The organism is Nocardiopsis sp. JB363, from assembly GCF_900143625.1.
GTDB lineage: Bacteria > Actinomycetota > Actinomycetes > Streptosporangiales > Streptosporangiaceae > Nocardiopsis.
On record NZ_FRFF01000106.1, the window covers coordinates 35818 to 56729 of the forward strand.

Genomic DNA, 20912 nt, shown 5'->3' on the forward strand with positions numbered 1-20912 from the left:
ACCTGCCGAATCACCCCCACCGGTATCTAGAACGAGTGTGGCGGCGCACACCCCGATCCACAAGGGACTTCTCGGTATACGGCCACGTACGGCCACAAGCACAACACGGGCGTCATCGCGAGCATCACAGTGGCTCACTCACCGGCGTCGGCGAGTGTTTCCAGGACGAAACGGGCACGATCGGCGACCGGGACCCGGGGCAACAGGACCGTCTCGTACCCGCAGGAGGGATAGGCCCGCAGCATCGCCTCGAAGGTGCGCTCCGCCTCCTCCGGTGATTGGTGCCGTTCGGTGTCACCGGCGTAGATCTCCGTCCAGGGTGGGGCGAGGAAGACACGGCGGTGGTAGCGGAACAGCCGGGCCGCCTCCCGCACGTGTTCGGGGACCTCCCGACCACGTTGGAGGAAGTAGCCGACCATGTCGGGCACGCCGCGATCGCAGAAGACGAGGCCCTCGCGGGCGTCCGATTCCCGATGGGAACGCATGTCCCACGAGAGCATCAACTCGACGAACAGACCCTCGTCACGCCAGGACAGGCCGGTGCCGCCGATCGCCCGTTGGTCACGGATGATCGCCCGGCCGGCCTCCACGGTGCGCCCGTGGCCGAGCCCGGCCAGGTGGTCGATCAACGTCGTCTTGCCCGAGCCGGGTCCTCCGGTGACGACGACGAGGTGGCCCATGGGGGTTCCCCTTTCGATGGACTTCGGTGGGTACGGACACCACCGGTGCGCCGACCACGGGGACAGCGCACCGGTGCGGGTCGGATCGGATCAGCTCTCGGGGAGCGCGGCCTCGATGAGGTCGGCCGCGTAGGGAGCGCCGCTGCGCTGGAGCCGGCCACCGATGTCGGCCAGCCGGCGCGCGACCTCGGGGTCGGAGGTGAGGTCGATCAGCGCACCGCGCAGCGCCTCGGCGGTGGCCTCCTCGGTGTCGATCCGGCGGGCCACCCCCAACCCTTGGAGACGGTCGGCGTTCTCGAACTGGTCGACCGCCTGCGGCACCGCGATCATCGGCGTGCCGGTGTAGAGCCCCTCGCTGGAGCCGCCCATGCCCGCGTGGGTGACGAAGGCGTCCGCCTGCCGAAGGATGTCCAGCTGCGGGACCCACCGATGGACCTCGACGGTGTCGGGGACCTCCCCCAACACGGACGGGTCGACGAATGCGCCGATCTGGAGGACGGTGCGCCACCCGGGCAGGTCACCGAAGGCCTTCACGCACTCGCGGTAGAACTTGGGCCGGTCGGTGTAGGCCGAACCCAGTGACACCAGGACGACCTTCTCCGCGTCGGCCGGTCGGGTCCAGGACCCATGCCCCTCGCGCTCTCCCAGGCAGGGGCCGACGAAGGTGACCGTGTCGGCCACGGTGTCGGCGAAGGGCTGCATCTCGCGCGGGATCATGGCCAACGCCCGGTCCGGTTCGCCCGGGAAGCTCGCGTGGTCCAGCCCTTCCACCCCGTTCTCGACCAACCAGGCGTCGAACTTGGCGAAGAACTCCTCGGCCCCCGGTTGTTCGCGCAGCCAGGTCATGACGGTGGCGCCGTGATCGGCCCAGGCCACGTAGGTCGGGGACAGTTGGATGCTGGGAATCCCCCACCCGATCCCCATGACCCGGGCGGTGTATCCGCCGATGTCGTAGAGGAACAGGTCGGGGCGGTCGCTTTCGTAGGACTCCCGAAGCACGGGCAGGCTGTTGATGGCGTCGTCGAGGAAGATGTCCATCCCCTCGATCGGGTCGTCGCCCCACTCCTCGTCCCCCGTGGGCAGGGTGGTGGTGAAGGGGACGATCTCGGCGCCGGTGGACTCGATGAGCTCACCGATCCGACCGACGGGGTCGTTGGCGTAGGTGACTCGGTGGCCCCTGCGGACCAATTCCCGGATGATCTCCAGGCTGGGCAGGACGTGGCTCACCGCGGGGACGCCGACCATGGCGATATGGGCGCGACGGGTCATGGTTCTCTCTCCAGAGGCTGTCTACGGGTAGGAGTGCGAAGCGCCGGTCCCCGGGGGACGGCGCGGAGGCGTCGAGGACGCCGGGGTCCTACTGGTAGAACAGCTGCTGGAAGGCCATGGTCTTTACCGTAGTGGACGTCCCCTCTCCCCGTCCTCCCCTTTTCTCGGAGCCCTCATGAACCCGGTCGCCCTCGTCATCTCGATCCGGGTGCTGCCCGGCCGACGCGACGCCTTCCTACGCGGGATCTCCCGCAACGCCGCCAACGCGCTCCGGCACGAACCCGGGTGTAGGAGGTTCGACGTGGTGGGCGACCCCACGGACGAGAACGCCTTCTGGGTGTACGAGGTGTTCGCCGACGAGGACGCTCTGGCCGCTCACCGGCGCACACCGCACTTCCTGCGCTGGCAACGGGAAAAGGCCGAGCTGGTCGTCCCGGACAGTCAGGTCGACCGGCTCGGCCCTCTCCTGGTCGGCGGGGCCTGACCCAGGGCTACCGTTACCGGGGGTCCGTGTCCTCCGGCGAGCCCTTGGGCGCGCGGTGCTTGCCCACACGCGAGGCGCCGTCCTCGTCCCCGTACACGGAGGCGTCGGTGGCGCCCGCCGGGCTCGGGTCGCCCTCGTAACCGTCGCGGTAGCCGTCAGAATAACCGTCGTCGAAGGCGTTGACGTCCCGGTCGTCCCCCTCGGCGTAGAAACCGTCGAGCAGGTCCCCGCCCTCGGTGTCCGCGGCGTGCCGCGCCTCGACGGTCTCACTCCCGGCGCTCTCCGTCTCGTCCTCACCGGACGAAGCGACCGCGTCGGCCGCGCCCCTGAGCCGGAAGCCCGCGATCACCAGGGCGATTCCGAACACGATCGCGTAGACACCGACCACGGCGACCATCGCCATCGCGCCCAGTCCCGGCCACAGCCACAGCAGCAGACCGAAGATCACCGACAGGGCTCCGGCGAAGATCAGCAGCCACTCGGAGGTGAGATGCGCGCGCAGACGGACGGCGGTGACGATCTCCGCGACACCCGTGACGACCGCCCAGGCGCCGATGACGAAGACCAACGCGACCACGGCGACCATCGGCCAGATCAGGGCGGCCGCCCCCAGCAGGATGCCGAGCACCGACTGGATCACCAGCGGCAGGCGGGTACCGGAGGCCGCCCGAAAGGCGGCGAACGCCAGCACGATACCGTCCACCAGCGCGAAGGCACCGAAGACGAACGCCAGGGCCACCGTGGTGACCCCGGGCCAGAAGAGCGCCACCAGACCGAAGAGCACGGCGGCGACACCGCGAACGACCACGACCCACCAGCTCCGGCTCAACTCACCGAGCATGTCACCGGCCAACGCGTACCGGACCATAGCCTGGCCCCCTCCCTCGCGCGGCCTCCTTCCGCAGGAGGCCGCTTCGTTGCCACTTCTCTCAACGTCGCACACCGATGACAGAAGGTACGCAAAGTACGGGGAAAGGGAGGTTCTACTCCGTGCCTTCTTCGTGGTGCGCACACGAGAACGCCCGCCCTCGTCGGTGACGTGGGCGGGCGGTCGGATGCGCTCTCGGGCGGGTGTTACCCCTGACCCGGGTAGCGGCGCTCGGTGGAGCCGATGTAGTGCTGACGCGGGCGCGCGATCCGGAAGGCCGGGTCGTGCAGCTGCTCGCGGTAGTGGGCGATCCAGCCGGGCAGACGGCCGAGGGCGAACAACACGGTGAACATGTTGGTCGGGAAGCCCATGGTGCGGTAGATGACGCCGGTGTAGAAGTCGACGTTCGGGTACAGCTTGCGCTCGGTGAAGTACGAGTCCTGGAGCGCGGCGGCCTCAAGCTTGAGGGCGAGCGCGAAGAGCTCGTCCGGGCTGTCGTGCTGGTCGAGGATCTGGCTGGCCAGAACCTTGATCTCCTTGCTGCGCGGGTCGAAGTTCTTGTAGACCCGGTGCCCGAAGCCCATGAGACGCATCTCGCGGGCCTTGACCTTCTCCAGGAAGTCCTCGATGGAGATACCCGAGTCGCGGATCTCCTCCAGCATCTCCAGCACGGCCTGGTTGGCGCCGCCGTGGGACGGGCCGGACAGGGCGTTGATACCGGAGGCGACGCTGGCGAAGATGTCGGCTTTGGAGGAACCGACCACGCGCACGGTGGCGGTGGAACAGTTCAGTTCGTGGTCGGCGTGCAGCACCAGCAGCATGCCGACGGCCTTGTTGAACAGGTCGCCCAGGTCACCGGTGGGGGCCTTGTCCCCGAAGGTCATCCGGATGAAGTTGTCGACGTAGTCGAGCGAGTCGTCCGGGGCGATCGGGCTCTCACCGATCGAGTTGCGGTAGATGCGGGCCGCGATCGTCGGCAGCTTGGCCATCAGCCGGATCGTGGCGAGCTCTACCTGGTCCTCGTCCTCGGGGTCCGCGCTGTCCTCGTAGTACGCGGCGAGGGTGTTCACGGCGCTGGAGATCAGCGCCATGGGGTGGCCGTTGCGGGGCATCGCGTCGATGAGCGTGCCCATGTCGGCCGGGATGTCGGCGTTGTCGCGCAGCTTGTCGGAGAACTCCTTGAGCTTGCCGGGGTCCGGCAGCTCCCCGTAGATCACGAGGTAGGCGGTCTCCAGGAAGGTGCTGTGAACGGCGAGGTCCTCGATCGGGTACCCGCGGTAACGCAGGATCCCGGCGGCCCCGTCGATGTAGGTGATCTTCGAGCTACACGAAGCGGTGTTGCCGAACCCGGGGTCCAGGGTCGTCATACCGGTCGACCCCAGCAGGGTCTTCAGCTCGATGGTGCTCTCACCCTCGGTACCGGTGAAAACCGGCAGCTTCAGCACGCCGCCCTCGTAGTGGAGCTCCACCGTGCGCTCTTTGTCATCGCTCATGCCCGAGGTCAACCTTTCCAGGCGGGGGATACGTGAGGTGCGTCGGAACGCAGGGCGATCCGCCGCCGCGTTCTTGATTCACTCGTTATTGTTCTGTTTTGTTAAACGACAGTTAAGCAAAATCATATAAGTTTCACCGATTCACGAACAGGTGACATCCAACACATACCCACACGTGATCAGAATTATCGCAGAGTGAATATTTACAGACTTTGCCGACTGTCGATAACAGCGTGATCGCCCTGAGACCTTCTCGGGGACGGCGGGGTTCTCCCACCCGTCTTCCGCGGGTCTCCTGGACAGGTCCCCTGGGCACCCCGAAACCCACCCGAACCAGCCCCGGCAGGGATGCCCTTCACAGATCCAGACAAACCCGAACAGAACTCGGTGCGGCCAGGTGTTCGAACGCGCCCTAGCGGCCTGAGATCAGGGTACCTTCGCCCTGATCACAAGGCTTGACGCGGGGTACCTCCGGCTCGGTGATCTTGGACTCTGACACCCGTCCCGGTGGCGCCGACCACCCTCCAGGACCACTGTCCCTACCCCTCAACGGGTCGGAGTATGTGCCCCGGACACGAGACTTCACAGCCACCCCGCGGCACCCGCTCACCACCGGGGCGAACGCCCCTCGGAGAACCCACCGAGGGCCCGAAAGGGAAAGCCGCTGGAACCGGAACACGGGACCGAAGCACACAAAGGGTCACCGATATTAACCCGGGGTAAACGAGGCGAACGCTCTTTGTGAAAAAGCGGCTTCACGTCGGGAAGCACGCCCTAACCCTCGTCGACGCCGCCCGCGAGCAAGGGCTCCATCAACAGCGACGGGTGGTCACGCTCGATGACCCGCAACCGCCACTTGTTGTGCACCAGTACCAAGAGCTCGCCGTCATTGCGACGACGCAGCACCTCCGCCCCCGACAGCGCGTGCAGGGTCGGTCCGGACTCGGCGTCGGTACGTCGGGCCACCGAGTACTCCAACGGCGAGGTGTCGATGGGGCTGCGGAACTCCTGTTCCATGCGGTGCCTGACCACGTCGAACTGGAGCGGACCCACCGCCGCCAGCACCGGGGCCTGCTCACCGCGCACGTCCGAGGTGAGCACCTGCACCACACCCTCGGCGTCGAGCTGGGCGATCCCCCGCTGGAACTGCTTGTACTTGCCCGCGTCCAAGGCCCGCGCCACCACGAAGTGCTCCGGCGCGAAGCTGGGGATCGGCGGGTAGGACACCTTGGGGCCGTCGTAGAGGGTGTCCCCCACCGCCAACGCCTGGGCGTTGACCAGGGCGATCACGTCACCCGGAAAGGCGGTGTCGATGGTGGAACGGTCCGAACCGAAGACCGCCTGGGTGTACTTGGTGGCGAAGGGACGGCCCGTGGCCGCGTGGGTGAGCACCATGCCCCGGTCGAACCGGCCCGAACTGACCCGAACGAACGCCATCCGGTCCCGGTGGTTCTTGTCCATGTTGGCCTGCATCTTGAAGACCTGACCGGAGAAGGGTCGCTCCACCGGGCGGGGTCGCTCCTTGTCGTCGACCTTGGCCGACGGTGCCGGGCCCAGACCCACGACCGCTTCCAGCAACTGGCCGACCCCGAAGTTGGACAGCGCCGCGCCGAACAGCACCGGGGAGGACTCACCCGCCATGAAGGACTCGTGGTCGAAGTCGGCGCCCAGCGCCTCCAACAACTCGATCTCCTCCTTGGCCTGCACCCAGGCGTCCTGCTCGATCTCGGCGGCCCGGTCGTCGTCCAGGACCTCCTCGATCGCCTTCTTGGCGCCGCCGGGGGTCCGGGTCATCTTGGTGTAGATACCCGAGGCGCGGTCGATCAGGCCGCGGAAGTCACCGGCGATGCCGACCGGCCAGTTCAACGGGGTGGGGCGCAGGCCGATGCGCTGCTCGATCTCGTCGAGGAGTTCGAGGGGTTCGCGACCGGGGCGGTCCCACTTGTTGACGAACGTGAGGACCGGCATCTTGCGGGCACGGCACACGTCGAAGAGTTTGAGGGTCTGCGGCTCCAGGCCCTTGGCCGAGTCCAGCAGCATGATGGCGCAGTCGACGGCGGAGAGCACCCGGTAGGTGTCCTCGGAGAAGTCGGCGTGGCCGGGGGTGTCCACCAGGTTGAGGACATGGTCCTTGTAGTCGATGCGCAGTGCGGCCGAGGTGATGGAGATCCCGCGGTCCTGCTCCATCGCCATCCAGTCGGAGGTGACGCCCTTGCGGTCGCCCTTGCCGTGCACCGCGCCGGCGGAGGAGATGGCCGCGGCGTGCAGGGCCAAGGCCTCGGTGGTCGTCGACTTACCGGCGTCGGGGTGGGAGATGACCGCGAAGGTCCGTCGTCGCTCCGCCTCGTGTGCGACCTCGGACCCCTGTTTGTCCGTGCCCGCCGTGTCCACGCTCATTCCCGTCGTCGCCTCGCCTCGTGTGATCTCCCGTTTTTCGGCCCCATACAGCCTATGCCCGCGTGGGCCGTGCCGGAGACAGCGGCCGAAGAGCGTATACGCCGCCTGACACCGCCCCCGGCCGGCACTCGACACGGTTCCTACCGGCGGTCCCGAACCGTCTCCGCCACGCGGCGCGAGAGTTCGTCGGGGTCGGTGTCCCCCGGGTAGACGGCCACCACGATCCGGTCCCGCCCGACTCTCGTGGGCCGGCCGGGCACGGGTTCGTCCGGCACGCCGAAGAGGGGAGCGGCCAGGGCACGGACCCGTTCCATGGCCTCGTCGAACCGCCGCCACACACCATCGTCGTCGGGGTCGCGGAGCCAGCCGCGCAGGACGTGGTTGTGCGCGGCGATGACGGCGGAGGCCACCACCTCCACCTCCAGTGAAGGGCGCCCGCCCCCGGCGGCTTCGGCCATGTGGCGGCTGAAGGCCGCCTGGTAGCGGGCGGTCATGGCGACCTCCCGGTCGCGCAGCCGCGAGTGGGCGCGCACCAACCGGTAGCGGGGCACGGTGATCTCGGGGTCGCGCACGTACCCCTGGAAGACCAGACGGGCGGCGGCCAGCACCGAGTCCGTCGGCGATTCCGGAGAGGCCTCCATGTAGCGGACCACGGTCTCGAACAGTTCGTCGTGTTCAGCGAAGAGGACGTCCTCCTTGGAGCCGAAGCGGCGGAAGAGACTGCGTCGGCTCACCCCGGTCACCTCGGCGATCCCCGCCATCGTGGTGGCGTCGTAACCGGCGTCGGTGAACAGGCGTACCGCCGCCAGCACCACCGCCCGGGTCCCGCCACCATTGCGTTCGGCCATCGTCCGTCTCCTCCCCGCCGAGGACGACCCTTGCCGTGGGTCGACGACGGTCGGTGTACTTCATCGCCTCTACCCTCTAGTCTGGCACTGAATGCCATACATCGGCACCTAGTGCCACAGCACTAGTGCCATACACCGGGGAAGAACATGAGCGACTTCGACCTGTTCAAGACCAGCGAGGAGCACGAGGAGCTGCGCGAGGCGGTGCGCTCCGTCGCCGAGGACAAGATCGCGCCGCACGCCGCCGAGGTGGACGAGAAGTCGGCCTTCCCTCAGGACGCCCTCGACGCCCTGACCGCGACGGACTTCCACGCCGCGCACATCTCCGAGGACTACGAGGGCATGGGCGCCGACGCGCTGGCGACCTGCATCATCATCGAGGAGGTCGCCCGAGTGTGCGCCTCCTCCTCGCTGATCCCCGCGGTGAACAAGCTCGGCACCATGCCGCTGATCCTGGGCGCTTCCGAAGACGTCAAGCGGCGCTATCTGACCCCCGTGGCCCGCGGCGAGGCGATGTTCTCCTACGGCCTGTCCGAGCGAGAGGCCGGTTCCGACACCGCCTCCATGCGCACCCAGGCCACCCCCAAGGGCGACGACTGGGTCCTCAACGGCCAGAAGTCGTGGATCACCAACGCCGGGGTGAGCGAGTACTACACAGTGCTCGCCGTCACCGACCCCGAGGGCAAGCGCGGCAGCAACATCTCCGCGTTCGTCGTGCACGCCGACGACGCCGGTTTCTCCCTGGGCGAGCCCGAGCGCAAGCTCGGCATCAAGGGCTCCCCCACCCGCGAGCTGTTCTTCGACGACATGCTCATCCCCGGTGACCGCATCATCGGCGCGCCGGGCGAGGGCCTCAAGATCGCGCTGCGCACCCTGGACCACACCCGCGTCACCATCGGCGCGCAGGCCGTCGGCATCGCCCAGGGCGCCCTGGACCACGCCGTGGCCTACGTCAAGGAGCGCAAGCAGTTCGGCAAGTCCGTCGCCGACTTCCAGGGCATCCAGTTCATGCTGGCCGACATGGCCATGAAGCTGGAGACGGCCCGCCAGATGGTCTACGTGGCCGCCGCCAAGTCCGAGCGGGGCGACGAGGACCTGCCCTTCTACGGCGCGGCTGCCAAGTGCTACGCCTCCGACGCCGCCATGGAGATCACCACCGACGCCGTGCAGCTGCTGGGCGGCGCCGGCTACGTGAAGGACTTCCCGCTGGAGCGCATGATGCGCGACGCCAAGATCACCCAGATCTACGAGGGCACGAACCAGATCCAGCGCATGGTGATGGCCCGCCAGCTCCTGAAGTAGGCAGGACCCGGACCCTCAGAGCCCCGGACGGCCGACCGTCCGGGGCTCCGTCATCTCCGAGACACTAATGGACCGCCTCGCGGACGAACTTGGCCATGGGGACGGGGTCGCGGCCCAGGGCCCGACGGACGTCCTCGGTGACCTTGGCGGCCCGGCCGTCGGCGATGGCGCGGAAGCGCTCGTTGAGGGTGTCCACGTACCGATCCGACCAGCCCGTGTTCGTCGCGCGGAAGTAGAAGCCCGCCTCGTCGACCTTCTTGTACCGCCACACCGGGCTCTCGGTTCCCTTCGTCCCCCTCACCACCTCGCGGAAGGTGACCGGGGCGGGGCCGGTGAGCGTGTACTCGCGCTGGTGGTGCGCGTCGTCGGTGAGGGCGGCCACGATGGTGTGGGCGACGTCCCGGGCGTCCACGAAGCTCACCGCGCAACGCTTGGACACCGGCAGTTCCAGCCGGCCGTTACGAGAGCGTGCCAGACGGGCGAACACGCCCTCGGTGAAGTCCTGGTCCAGCCAGTTGGGACGCACGATGGTCCAGCGGCCGAACAGTTCGCGGACCTTGGCCTCCAGGCGACGCTGCTCGGAGTCGGGTGGGCCGTCCTCCGCACCCATCGCGGTGACCAGGACCGCGGTGCCCACTCCCGATTCGGACGCCTGTTGCAGGAAGGCCTCCGCCCGCTCGCTCAACCCACTGGCCATGGGTACGGACACGAACAGGCTCTCCACGCCCTCCAGCGCCGGTTTCCAGCTGCTGGTGTCCGTCCAGTCCAGACGGACCTCCCCGCCCCTGGAGGCTCCCGCGGCAGGTAGGCCGCGTCTGCGAAGCTCGGTCAGGACACGTCGGCCCACCTGTCCGGTGGCTCCGGTGACCAAAGTGCTCATCGGGTGTTCTCCCAGCTTCACGCGCGGGTGCTCCGCCTGCTGACGCTACCTAGTCACGCGCGTGAAACGGGCGTGAAACGGCGTGATCGGTGGGATTCACGTGGTTCTTCGGGGCCGGGAGAGCGCTTCGGTCACCACGATCAGCAGGATCCCGCAGGCGGCCAGCCCCAGGTTGGCCAGGATCGCGTTCTCTTGGAGCCCGGGGACCCGTTCCACGACGAAGCGGTTGAACGCGTTGAGCACGATCCCCAGGATCGGTTGCGTCCAGAGGTGGTCGATCGCCCCGCTGATCCCCATGAGGGTGAGCAGGAAGCCCATGCCCTGTAGTGACTTGCGCATGGTTCGAACCTAGGAGAGGAGCCCTCGCCGATGGATCGGGCGCGGGGATGGGACCGGTGAACCAAGGTCTTCGCCTCGGCTCGGGGTCTTCGACCAAAGTAGCGTCCGGCCGGCCTTCGGTACCGAGTCCGCTCGGCGGCGCCCCACCCGCGGTCGCGCGCTCGTAGACTCCGGAGGCGATGAACGACACGGACCCCTCTCGGCAGCGGCACCGGCGCAGCGCGCGCGACTGGATCGTGGATTCCCTGATGTTCCTGATCGCCCTGGGGTTCGGGCTGCTCGGCGCGGTGACCTTCCCCGACGATCCAGCACCCCCTCCCATCCCGGACCCGTTCCGAGTGGCCGACCAACTCATCGCGTTGGCGGCCTGTGCGGCCCTGTGGTGGCGACGGCGGTGGCCCGTAGGGCTCGCGGTGGTCCTCGTGGTGCTGTCGGCCTTCTTCCCCCTGATGGGCGGGGCCATGCTCGCGGCGCTGTTCTCGCTGTGCGTGCATCGACCGCCCAAGGTGGGTCTGTGCGTGCTGGGTCTGAGCTTCGTGGCCTCCTTCGTCAACGCGGCCCTGCATCCCGACCCCCACGCGCCGTTCCTGGTGATGTTCCTGCTCAGCGCGGTCTTCCAGGGGGCGGTCGCCGGGTGGGGGATCTCGGTGCAGCACCGACGTCAGCTCTTCGCGTCACTGCGTGAGCGGGCCGTGCACGCCGAGGCGGAGGCCGAGCTACGGGCCGAGCACGCCCAGCACCAGGTGCGCGAGTCGATCGCCCGGGAGATCCACGACGTGCTCGGACACCGGTTGTCCCTGCTCAGCGTGCACGCGGGCGCTCTGGAGTACCGACCGGACGCCCCCGCCGAGGAGGTCGCCCGATCGGCCAAGGTCATCCGGGAGAGCGCTCACCAGGCCCTCCAGGATCTGCGCGAGGTGATCGGGGTGTTGCGCGCCCCGGTGGGCGAACTGCCCCAGCCCACCCTGGCGGATCTGGCGCAGCTGATAGAGGAGGCCCGCGACGCGGGAGTCGTGGTGGAGTTCGTCGACGGTCACACGGGCGAGGTGCCCGAGCGCACCGGGCGCACGGCCTACCGGATCGTCCAGGAGGCGCTCACCAACGCCCGCAAGCACGCGCCGGGGGCCGACACCACCGTGCGGGTCCGCGGGGCGTCGGGAGAGGGGCTGACCGTGTCGGTGGTCAACGGTCCGCCCGACCCGGCCCCGGAGGGCGGACCCTCCACCGGAGCGGGCTCCGGCCAAGGCCTGGTCGGTCTGGCCGAACGGATCTCGTTGGCGTCGGGACGCCTGGAGTACGGAAGCACCACGGATGGCGGCTGGAGCCTCTCCGCCTGGCTACCGTGGTCGCTATGAGCGAACGGGACCAAGAGCGGCGGATCGGTGTGCTGATCGTCGACGACGACGCCCTGGTGCGGGTCGGCCTGGTGATGATGATGGGCGGCGCCCCCGACCTACGGGTGCTGGCCGAGGCCGAGGACGGCGGTCAGGTCGAGGAACTGGTCCGCGAGCACTCCCCCGACGTGGTGCTCATGGACATCCGGATGCCCACCGTGGACGGGCTGACCGCCACCGAACGGCTACGGACCATGCCGGACGCTCCGGAGGTCCTGGTGCTCACCACCTTCGACGCCGACGAACATGTGCTGCGGGCCCTGCGCGCGGGCGCGGCCGGGTTCCTGCTCAAGGACACTCCGCCGGAGGAGATCGTGGAGTCGGTCCGCCGGGTGGCGCGGGGGTTCCCGGTGCTCTCCCCCGCCGTGACGCGACGGCTCATGCAACGGGTGGCGCACGGTGACCACAGTGAGCGGGCGGACCGGGCCCGGCGACGTCTGGCCGTGCTGAACGCCCGCGAGACCGACGTGGCGGTCGCGGTCGGCGAGGGCCGTTCCAACGCCGACATCGCCGCGCGGCTGTTCCTGAGCGTGCCGACGGTCAAGACCCACGTGTCGAGCATCCTCACCAAGCTGGAGCTCAACAACCGGGTACAGGTCGCGCTGTTGGTGCACGACGCGGAACTGCTGGACTCCGACCGCGACTGAGGTTCGGGTCCGGAGATCCTGGGTTTGTTTCAACACAGTGCAAGAGGAGTCAAGCCGCTAGCGAGGTACGAGCTTGATTCAAGCCTGCGCGCGTCAGAGCTCCCTTGGGGTGGCTAGCGGAGACCCTACGAGCTCATCTCATTTGGTGAGTCTGCGGAAGCAAATCAACGTGCAGGCGATACCGGCGAACGCGAGGAAGTGCTCGGCTTTGCGCTCGTAGCGACGATGGAGACGGCGGCATCCGGCTAGCCAGGCCATGGTGTGCTCGACCTGCCAGCGGTGCCGCCCCAACCGCTGGGAGGATTCCACACCCTTGCGGGCCAGACGATGGACGATTCCGCGTTCTCGGAGCCACCGGCGCAGGTGGTTGTAGTCGTATCCCTTGTCACCGTGGAGCTTGCCCGGCTTGCGCCGCCTGCGGCCTCGCCTGGACCTGATGGGCGGTATCGCACGAATCAAAGGTTGCAGCGCCTGGCTGTCGTGCAGGTTCGCACCCGAGATCGCCATCGAGATCGGAAGTCCGGTCCGATCGGTGATCAAGTGGATCTTGGCGCCCTTCTTGCCCCGATCGACAGGATTCGGACCCGTCAGGTCCCCCCTTTTGAGAGCACGCATGTTCACCGAGTCGACCGCACACCGCGACCAGTCCAGCTCACCACGGGCACCGAGTTCATCCAAGACCAGGCGGTGCAGCTTCGCCCACACCCGAGCCCGACTCCACTCGGTGAAACGCCGATGTGCAGTCGGCCCGGAGGGGCCGAACACCGGTGGGAGCTGAGCCCAAGTACAGCCGGTCGTGGCGACGAAGATGATCGCGGCCAATACCTCGCGATCCCCGTGCCCGAGGCGCCCACCACCTTGAGGCCGGGTGGGCACCTCGGGCACCACCCGTTGGAACAGCTCCCACAATCCGTCCGGCACCAACCGCTCAACCATCGACACTGAGCCTTTTTCATCCTGCTTCTCGGAGCTGAAGTACGAGTACGGCTCGGGTGATCTCTCCTGCCCGTTGTGGGCAGCAGCGTAGGCGGCGCAGAATGTCCCAGTTCTTGAGTTGGGCGAACGCCCGCTCGCCGGGTGAGCGGAGCCTGGTGTGCTCGGAGTTGGCCTGCTTTTTCCACCACGGCTTGTCGCGGCCCTTGAACGGGCAGAACACCACCTCGGACAAGCCGACGTAGCCCTTGTCTCCCAGCCCGAGCAGACCTGAGGCCTTGATGCGCTCGGCGATCTTCCACACCCGGGCCGCCAAGGCGATCGTGCACCGCCCCGGGCAGCGACCAGGACGTCCACAGCGGTTCGCCGTCGGGTGCAGCCACCACCTGGATGTTCATCCCGTGTCTTTTGTGCTTGCCCGAGTAGAACGGCTGATCGGCTTTGAGGCGATCGCAGGCGATGAGTGTGCCATCCACGATCACGAAGGCTCAGCCCTTGCGGCGGGCGCGATGCAGCCCTTGTTCGAGGGTGGGGGCCTGGGTGGCCAGTAGGCGGGTGGTCTCGCGCACGTAGCGCCAGGCGGTCGCGGTACCAACGCGAAAGCCGGCTGCGACCTGGCACAACGCTTCGCCCTTGTACAGGTGGACCAGCACCAGCAAGGCCTGCTGCGCGGGGTCCAGGCGCCGCCATCGGGAGCCGGTGTTCTTACGGTGGGCGCGGATCACGCGGGCCGCCAGGTTCAACGTCCGAGATGACAAGGGCAGTGCGGCAGGGTAGAACAGCATCAGGGCCTCTGGTGTGGCAGGTTTTCTTCGTCGTTAACCCACCTACCAGGGGCTTCTTGCTGTCATGGGTGGTTTCCACACTCCGGTAAGGGGCTGTGACCTGCGCTCTCAGGTTGAAAAAGTCTCACGGAACTTGTTTAGATCGTCACACCGCGTAGTAGCATGCCTTCATTTTGTAAGGGGAACGAGAAAACTTCTCCCAGGGAGGGGTATCGGTATTAATTTGTAATATTTATTCCTGTGCTGGTCAGGCGGACAAAACGTTACGGGGAGGGTCCCGTCTTGTCGGATCACCGCACCAAAAAGAGGTACTCGGCAAGTCGTTATATAGCTGCTGACCTGCACATTTGGGTTCGACCACCTGACTAGCACCTACCCTATGGCTATGGGTAAACTTAGTGATACGAACTGCTATTGTTATTCAGGTTGTGAAGTGCCTAATTTTTTATAGACCAAAAGATCGGATTGAAGAGATTGTTGAAAAAATGCATGGCTATGCTGGCATCGCTTTTCGTGGTACTTTCTCTTTTTAATGCTGCACCAGCATACGCGGCATCGTCCACGATCAACGGATGGCGAAGCCAGGAACCCTGTGGATATCCCGCTGTTTGTGTTCACTACCGACAGTGGGCTGAGGGGGCGAGGATTCTACACACCGGAGCCGTGCCTGTCTATGATATTCATAGGTTCTCGACTCACCCAGGGACCCGCGGCTCAGAAGGGAATCGTCAGGGCGTTAGGAATAATGCTGCATCTATGAACAACGTTTCCATTAAGACGGCCCGGATGTTCTATTCTGGAGGATATGCTGGAAACGTGGATGTTCTTGGTTCAGGGTGGGCCGGGAATCTAGTGCACACCAGAAACAACAATGCATCTTTTTCGCTTAGATAATAATAGGTTTAATAGAAAATCAATATAGTCACTGGATCTGCGCCCGGGATTCACACCCCGGGCGCAGCCTTTACCCCCACGCCTTATTTATGAAATCCGTCATCCTGGTGGAGTTTTGAATAGTTTAAAGTATGCCTCAATTTTCTTTATTCCTTTTCTCGTATCTGGCTGCTCCGAAGGAGCTAACTCTGTCTCCGAAAAACCTTTGGATCGAGAGTCCTATGAAGGTGAGGACGCAACCCTAACCGAACAACTCCACCTTCCTGTATACGACTACATGAATGACGAGAGCGAAGCGACACTTATAGAAAAGGCAACGAATCTATTGCTAGAGGATTGCATGCAGAACCTAGGATTCGATTTTTCATTTACAGTAGATGATGAAATCAACCAGGATAATATGGCTTTTTTTGGGCCAAACCGTGAATATAGAAGGTACGGTAACGCCAGCATCGAGAGTGCTGAGAAATACGGTTTTGGGGCGCCAGAGTTCCTACAAGAAGGAGAAAACGGCGGGGGTGCTGAATGGGAAATAGGGCACAGCGGACCCACCTTCCAAGATGCACAGGATTCCATCTTTGGGTCTCGGACTGGAATTCAGACTCCCTCGGGAGAATCGGTTCCGGAGTACGGATGCCAGGGATGGTCCCAGCAGCAAATTGATCCAGGAGCTAAATTTATTTCAAAGAGCGAGGCTCAGTCTGGGGAAGTTAGCGAGCAGGCGGGTGTGAACAGCATCGCTGAAAATATCAAGCGAGATTCTTTCTTTATGGCGCTCAGCGATCCCCAAGTCCAATCCGTGATAGATGACTGGGATGCTTGCATGCTTGAGGCTGGATATCCGAATGAGGATATCTGGGAAATTGGGACGGGTGACACCCAAGTACAAACCGATGACCGTGAGGCCGCGCTCACTGATGTTGAATGCAAGAATGACACAAGCCTACTGGACACCTTCGTGGAGTCAGAGACTCGGGTGCAGGAGCACATGATCTCCCAAAATGAAAACTCTTTGATGATCCGGTACGATGAACTGCAAAATGGTGTGGACCTGGCTGTCAATGCGCTCTCTTCTTGACCTGCGAGGATACCGTAATGGTAACTGTTCACCAACACCGATGGATGAGCTGTATATAGCAGGACCACCATATTGACCTAGTATTCTCAGCGCATGGTTAACCTTTAATTGGTTGTCACACAGAAAATCATGGAAGCTACTTATAGGAATACAGGCCAGGAGCTGTGGAGAATAAATATCAGGGCCAAAAAATTTGGTTCCCGCTGCTAGCCGAGCAAGCTCCCATCCTCGAATAGGGTTCGCGTCACGCAGACCGAAAAGGCTGAGGTTTCGTGATCGTAGACGGCACCCTTACCTCCTGCAACGGTCGGGTGGTTGCTGACTGGCCTTTCTACTCAGGTAAGCACAAGCGCCATGGGATGAACGTCCAATTCGTGTCTGCACCCGACGGTGAGCTGTTGTGGACCTCCTTGTCATTGCCCGGGCGGTGCACGATGCCAAGGCGGACCGAGTGTGGAAGATTGCTGAACGAATCCAATCCTCAGGCCTGCTGGGCTTGGGCGAGGAGGGCTATGTGGTCCTGTCGAAGATGGCGTTCTTCCCGTTCTAGGGGCGCGCTAATCCGCAGCGGAAGGAAGACGCCAACTCCGCTCATACCAAACTCCGATAGTCCGGGCGAGTGGACCATCGTCTAGCTCAAGAACTGGTACATCCTGCGCCGTTTAAGCTGCTGCCCACAAAGGCAGGAGAGATCACCCGTGCTGTGCTGATTCTTTAGCTCCGAGAAGCAGGGGCAAAAGGATACTTAAACCGCTGTTATCTTGTCTTGAGCACCCATGAAGTTGCAGGCCCAAGGCTTAGGGCCAGCAAGAAAGTTTAGTAAAATAATGGCGCATTGCAGAGATTTTGGTTCTATTTTGAAAATTTTTAATAGCATACAGCGATCCAATATGGAAGCCTAGGGACTGACATTTTAACGCTGTGCAAAGATCCGAAATAAATGCATTAATATCCTGGAAGGAGATTAATTGTGAAAAGGATCTCTCCTGAGGTGCGAAAACTCAGTTTAGTAATTTCTGTGTGTATTCTAGCATCCCTGCTTGCCTTTTTCTCCACATTTTTTATCCGCTCTCCTCAACAACAAGCCGCTGAAGCTGACCCACCATCTCCCAGCATCCTGACTGCTACTAGCGAGGAACGCGAGCTTTCCCAGACCGTAGTCCTTAGGGGAACAATAGGATCCGAGTACAGTGAATCGATTCTAGCTCCAGAAGCTGGAATAGCTGGCGACCCAGTCGTCACCGATTCGCAGCTTGATGCAGGTGATGAAGTGCATAGCGGAACTGTTCTAGCCGAAATTGCTGGACGCCCCATGATTGCACTTCCGGGAAGTTTCCCGATGTATCGGGATATTCATCCTGGAATGGAAGGAAAAGATATTACCCAGTTGCAGGAGGCATTAATTTCTTTGGGTTTTTCTCTTCCTACACCTAACGGCGTCTATGGTCCTGCAACTCAGAATGCAGTTTCAGGCCTTTATGAAAACCGTGGGTACCTACCGCTGGAGAGTAGTGTTGCTCAAGGTACGGGAAGCCTAGAAGATGGTGAGGAAACGAATCATGATGTAGTCGATACAGAGGGTGGACCCATCATCGCTAAAGGAGAACTCTCTTTTTTGCCTAGTTTTCCATTTGTGATTGACGCATTTAACGCACGTTTAGGTGAGCTGGTGGAAGGTCCAATAATGGATGTATCATCTGGTTCATTGGCAGCCACTACCTCTGTCTCTGATGCCGAGCGTGAACTAATAGAGGTTGGAGATCCGGTTACCGTATATTCCGAATCCCATGGTGTTGAGATAATAGCTAGTATTGAAACGATTCTAGCGCCAGATGAGGTAAATGACGAACGCGATACTGAAGAGCCTGTTCATTCGGAAGGGCACCAGATTATCGTAACCGGCGATTTTGAGAATGAGATGGCTGGCTCTGATGCTCGTTTGACGATTGAAATCTCTTCAACAGAAGAGGAAGTACTTTCTGTGCCTTCGTCTGCGATTTTTTCCCGTCACGATGGAAGTACTTATATTGTTACTCCGGAGGATGAGGAAATTGACGTAAGGATCGGCATTTCAGCCGGAGGATGGGTTCAGATTGAGACGGGTTCGATACAAGCGGGAGATCCAGTGGTGGTATCGGATCAATGACCTACATCATCAATATGCAGGGAGTCGGTAGGACCTTTCCAGGTTCAGTTCCTGTACATGCCCTTAAAGATGTTAACTTCATGGTTTCTTCAGGTGAATATGTTACGGTCGTCGGACCATCTGGTTCTGGGAAATCAACTTTCCTTAACTTGATTGGTTTGCTAGATACTCCTTCCGTGGGTACTTATCTTATTGATGGAATCGATCCATCCACTATGGGGGAGAAACAACGGAGCGCTTTGCGTGGCACACGTATCGGTTTTGTTTTTCAGTCCTTTCACCTCATTGGACATCAGAGTGCGATCGCTAACACGCAGCTCGGTATGGTGTACAACGGGGTTCCTCGTAAACAACGTATTACACGGGCTCGTGATTCCTTAGCGCGAGTTGGCCTATCGCATAGGGAGGAGGCAGTGGCACAGACCCTGTCGGGCGGTGAACGCCAGCGTGTGGCTATTGCACGAGCACTGGCAGGGCGACCTTCTCTTCTACTATGTGATGAGCCTACAGGGAATTTGGATTCAAACAACGCCAATTCTATTCTCGCCTTGTTGGATGAGCTCCATGCTGATGATATTACTCTTATAGTCGTCACACATGACTCTGAAGTAGCAGCTCGGGGGCAGCGAATAGTAACGGTCAAAGATGGTCATCTATCGGAGAAGAGCCAATGAAGCGTATTTCAGCGAAAGGAATTAAATCATCTCGGATGTCTCTAGTAGACATTTTAGGGGAGTCAGTTTCGGGAATGATGACACGCCCAGGGCGGGCCGCGCTCACTAGCCTCGGTACGGTAATTGGTGTCACCGTTTTTGTTGCAACCCTCGGTCTTGCTTCTACTGCAGCTGGGCAGATCAGTTCGCGCTTCGACGCAATGGCGGCGACTGAGGTTACTGTTACGGACCAGACAAGCCTTCCAGATTTGCCTCTTGGTGTTATCCCCGGGTTTGGCGATGATCCGGAATTAGCCGCGTCGAAGATTAATGGTCTATCGGCTTCTGGAATTTACTTCACGCCGGATATTACGACAAGTGAAGATAATTCGGTGCAGGGTTCTTTGTGGCCGCCGGGTCCACCGAACGCTGAAAAGAATAGCGTCTCAGTCGACGTGATGGCGGTAACCCCTGGTTTTTTTACAGCTGTACACGCGGAACTGCAACAAGGACGAGAGTTTGATATTTTCCATCAAACTAGGGAGGAACCGGTGGCTGTCCTAGGGCGGGCCACTGCACAGCGCCTCGGTTTGGGTACTGTTGAACAACAGCCGACAGTATTCATTGAAAACCAACCCTTTTCAGTTATCGGTATCGTTGATGATGTTGAACGTGTCCCCATGGCTCTTACTTCGGTGCTTATTCCGGATACCACTGCCAATCGAATTTGGGGAGCTCCTGGACCTGGCGAAGGCCAAGTCTCATTAGTCGTTGACACAGAAATTGGAGCAGCCCAACAAGTCGGAGCAGAAATCGCAACTGCAATAAGACCTGACTATCCAGGGGTGCTCCAAGTACAGATGCCGCCCGATCCACGCACACTCAGGGATGGAATTAATAACGACATGACTGGGCTCTTCATGGCCTTGGCAGTAGTGTGTTTATTCGTGGGTGCGGTGGGTATCGCCAATACGACTTTAGTTTCGGTTATTGAGCGAGTTCCTGAGATTGGTCTCCGGCGGGCCTTGGGGGCAAGGAAATTCCATATTGCAGCTCAGTTTTTAATTGAGTCTGCTGGGCTCGGGTTCATCGGAGGTATGGTTGGAGCAACACTCGGAGCCAGTACAGTAATTGGTGTCTCTTTGGCACAAACCTGGGGGCCACTACTGGACCCCCGAACGATTATTTCCGCTCCTCTGGTCGGCGCAGGCATTGGTCTACTAGCGGGAGCCTACCCCTCATGGCGTGCAGCCCGTACCGAACCAGCTCAAGCGTTGCGCTCATGAGATGCCTTCCTTATGAAATATCCCTCATTCTAGAATAGTTGGATTGTTATATTCGAGGGGCTGGTTTATGGAGCCTTTTTCATCCTGCTTCTCGGAGCTGAAGGACCAGCACCGCGCGGGTGATCTGACCGGCACGTTGTGGGCAGCAGCGTAGACGGCGCAGCACCTTCCAGTTCTTGAGCTGAGCGATCGCCCTCTCACCAGGGCTACGCAGCTTGGCGTGGGTGGAGTTGGCGTCCTTCTTCCGCTGCGGCTTACCTCGCCCCTCGAACGGACAGAACACCACGTTCGAGAGTCCGACGTAGCCCTTGTCGCCCAGCCCGATCACCCTCGCGGCCTCGATGCGCTCGGCGATCTTCCAGATCGGGCCGCTTTGGTGTCGTGCACCGCGCCGGGCAGCGATCAGGAGGTCCACAGTGAGCCTTTTTCATTCTGAAGGCACTGGTCACAGCCGTGTACCGACCACGCGGAACCACCCCTGACAGCAAGGTCGGGTCGCCCGGAGGAGTCGCACCTCCGGGCTCCCACAGATCCCG

The 20912-nt window shown here is 62.5% G+C and carries 18 protein-coding genes and 2 pseudogenes; 9 read left to right on the plus strand and 11 right to left on the minus strand.

Translation table 11 applies throughout. From position 1 onward, the window contains the following. Positions 1-134: 134 nt before the first annotated feature. Both BQ8420_RS16455 and BQ8420_RS16460 read right to left on the minus strand, forming a co-directional pair. Positions 135-680, minus strand: a complete 546-nt coding sequence (locus tag BQ8420_RS16455; RefSeq protein WP_087100010.1) for an AAA family ATPase — start codon at positions 678-680, stop codon at positions 135-137. A gap of 90 nt (positions 681-770) precedes the next feature. Further along, positions 771-1949, minus strand: a complete 1179-nt coding sequence (locus BQ8420_RS16460; protein ID WP_087100011.1) for a macrolide family glycosyltransferase — start codon at positions 1947-1949, stop codon at positions 771-773. Between the two features lie 175 nt (positions 1950-2124). Between BQ8420_RS16460 and BQ8420_RS16465 the strand changes: the two genes are divergently transcribed. After that, entirely contained in the window at positions 2125-2433 is a 309-nt protein-coding gene (locus BQ8420_RS16465) for a putative quinol monooxygenase (RefSeq protein WP_087100012.1), read from the plus strand. Between the two features lie 13 nt (positions 2434-2446). On the opposite strand, the gene BQ8420_RS16470 is transcribed toward BQ8420_RS16465, so the two are convergent. From BQ8420_RS16470 to BQ8420_RS16485, 4 genes are all read right to left on the minus strand, one after another. Next, entirely contained in the window at positions 2447-3301 is an 855-nt protein-coding gene (locus BQ8420_RS16470; RefSeq protein ID WP_087100013.1) for an HdeD family acid-resistance protein, read from the minus strand. A gap of 206 nt (positions 3302-3507) precedes the next feature. Further along, positions 3508-4794: a citrate synthase gene (locus BQ8420_RS16475; RefSeq protein WP_087100014.1), complete on the minus strand. Its 1287-nt coding sequence runs from the start codon at positions 4792-4794 to the stop codon at positions 3508-3510. A 774-nt stretch (positions 4795-5568) separates the two neighbouring features. Continuing rightward, positions 5569-7191, minus strand: coding sequence for a peptide chain release factor 3 (locus BQ8420_RS16480; RefSeq protein ID WP_087100015.1), 1623 nt, complete (start codon positions 7189-7191; stop codon positions 5569-5571). A 140-nt stretch (positions 7192-7331) separates the two neighbouring features. Next, a complete protein-coding gene (locus tag BQ8420_RS16485; protein ID WP_087100016.1) occupies positions 7332-8039 on the minus strand; it encodes a TetR/AcrR family transcriptional regulator in 708 nt (235 codons plus the stop codon). A 147-nt stretch (positions 8040-8186) separates the two neighbouring features. On the opposite strand from BQ8420_RS16485, the gene BQ8420_RS16490 reads away from it, so the two are divergent. Beyond that, positions 8187-9341, plus strand: a complete 1155-nt coding sequence (locus tag BQ8420_RS16490) for an acyl-CoA dehydrogenase family protein (RefSeq protein ID WP_087100017.1) — start codon at positions 8187-8189, stop codon at positions 9339-9341. Positions 9342-9405: 64 nt separating this feature from the next. On the opposite strand, the gene BQ8420_RS16495 is transcribed toward BQ8420_RS16490, so the two are convergent. Together BQ8420_RS16495 and BQ8420_RS16500 are read right to left on the minus strand one after the other, a co-directional pair. Beyond that, complete coding sequence (locus BQ8420_RS16495) at positions 9406-10221, minus strand: SDR family oxidoreductase (RefSeq protein WP_087100030.1); 816 nt, start codon at positions 10219-10221, stop codon at positions 9406-9408. Between the two features lie 96 nt (positions 10222-10317). After that, complete coding sequence (locus BQ8420_RS16500; protein WP_087100018.1) at positions 10318-10560, minus strand: hypothetical protein; 243 nt, start codon at positions 10558-10560, stop codon at positions 10318-10320. Positions 10561-10739: 179 nt separating this feature from the next. On the opposite strand from BQ8420_RS16500, the gene BQ8420_RS16505 reads away from it, so the two are divergent. Then, positions 10740-11915 carry a sensor histidine kinase gene (locus BQ8420_RS16505; protein ID WP_087100019.1) on the plus strand — a complete coding sequence of 392 codons (1176 nt, stop codon included), beginning with the start codon at positions 10740-10742 and terminating at the stop codon, positions 11913-11915. Beyond that, a complete protein-coding gene (locus BQ8420_RS16510; protein WP_200815958.1) occupies positions 11912-12601 on the plus strand; it encodes a response regulator transcription factor in 690 nt (229 codons plus the stop codon). Before BQ8420_RS16505 ends, BQ8420_RS16510 begins: the two co-directional genes overlap by 4 nt. A gap of 138 nt (positions 12602-12739) precedes the next feature. Here BQ8420_RS16510 and BQ8420_RS16515 read toward each other — a convergent pair whose 3' ends face one another. Together BQ8420_RS16515 and BQ8420_RS33060 are read right to left on the minus strand one after the other, a co-directional pair. After that, complete coding sequence (locus BQ8420_RS16515; protein ID WP_087100031.1) at positions 12740-13537, minus strand: IS5 family transposase; 798 nt, start codon at positions 13535-13537, stop codon at positions 12740-12742. A gap of 16 nt (positions 13538-13553) precedes the next feature. Beyond that, positions 13554-14319, minus strand: a pseudogene (locus tag BQ8420_RS33060) (transposase family protein). A 1171-nt stretch (positions 14320-15490) separates the two neighbouring features. On the opposite strand from BQ8420_RS33060, the gene BQ8420_RS31455 reads away from it, so the two are divergent. From BQ8420_RS31455 to BQ8420_RS16545, 5 genes and pseudogenes are all read left to right on the plus strand, one after another. After that, positions 15491-16291 carry a hypothetical protein gene (locus BQ8420_RS31455; RefSeq protein ID WP_143847341.1) on the plus strand — a complete coding sequence of 267 codons (801 nt, stop codon included), beginning with the start codon at positions 15491-15493 and terminating at the stop codon, positions 16289-16291. Positions 16292-16563: 272 nt separating this feature from the next. Beyond that, a pseudogene (locus BQ8420_RS32795) lies at positions 16564-16719 on the plus strand (transposase family protein); the annotation flags it as partial. Positions 16720-17261: 542 nt separating this feature from the next. After that, positions 17262-18437, plus strand: coding sequence for a peptidoglycan-binding protein (locus BQ8420_RS16535; RefSeq protein WP_235006298.1), 1176 nt, complete (start codon positions 17262-17264; stop codon positions 18435-18437). After that, positions 18434-19111 carry an ABC transporter ATP-binding protein gene (locus BQ8420_RS16540; protein ID WP_087100023.1) on the plus strand — a complete coding sequence of 226 codons (678 nt, stop codon included), beginning with the start codon at positions 18434-18436 and terminating at the stop codon, positions 19109-19111. Before BQ8420_RS16535 ends, BQ8420_RS16540 begins: the two co-directional genes overlap by 4 nt. Further along, the gene (locus tag BQ8420_RS16545; protein WP_087100024.1) at positions 19108-20376 is read left to right on the plus strand and encodes an ABC transporter permease; all 1269 of its coding nucleotides are present in this window, start codon (positions 19108-19110) and stop codon (positions 20374-20376) included. The genes BQ8420_RS16540 and BQ8420_RS16545 overlap by 4 nt, the downstream gene beginning before the upstream one ends. A 79-nt stretch (positions 20377-20455) precedes the next feature. On the opposite strand, the gene BQ8420_RS33220 is transcribed toward BQ8420_RS16545, so the two are convergent. After that, the gene (locus BQ8420_RS33220) at positions 20456-20791 is read right to left on the minus strand and encodes a transposase family protein (protein ID WP_369825508.1); all 336 of its coding nucleotides are present in this window, start codon (positions 20789-20791) and stop codon (positions 20456-20458) included. Positions 20792-20912 lie beyond the last annotated feature (121 nt).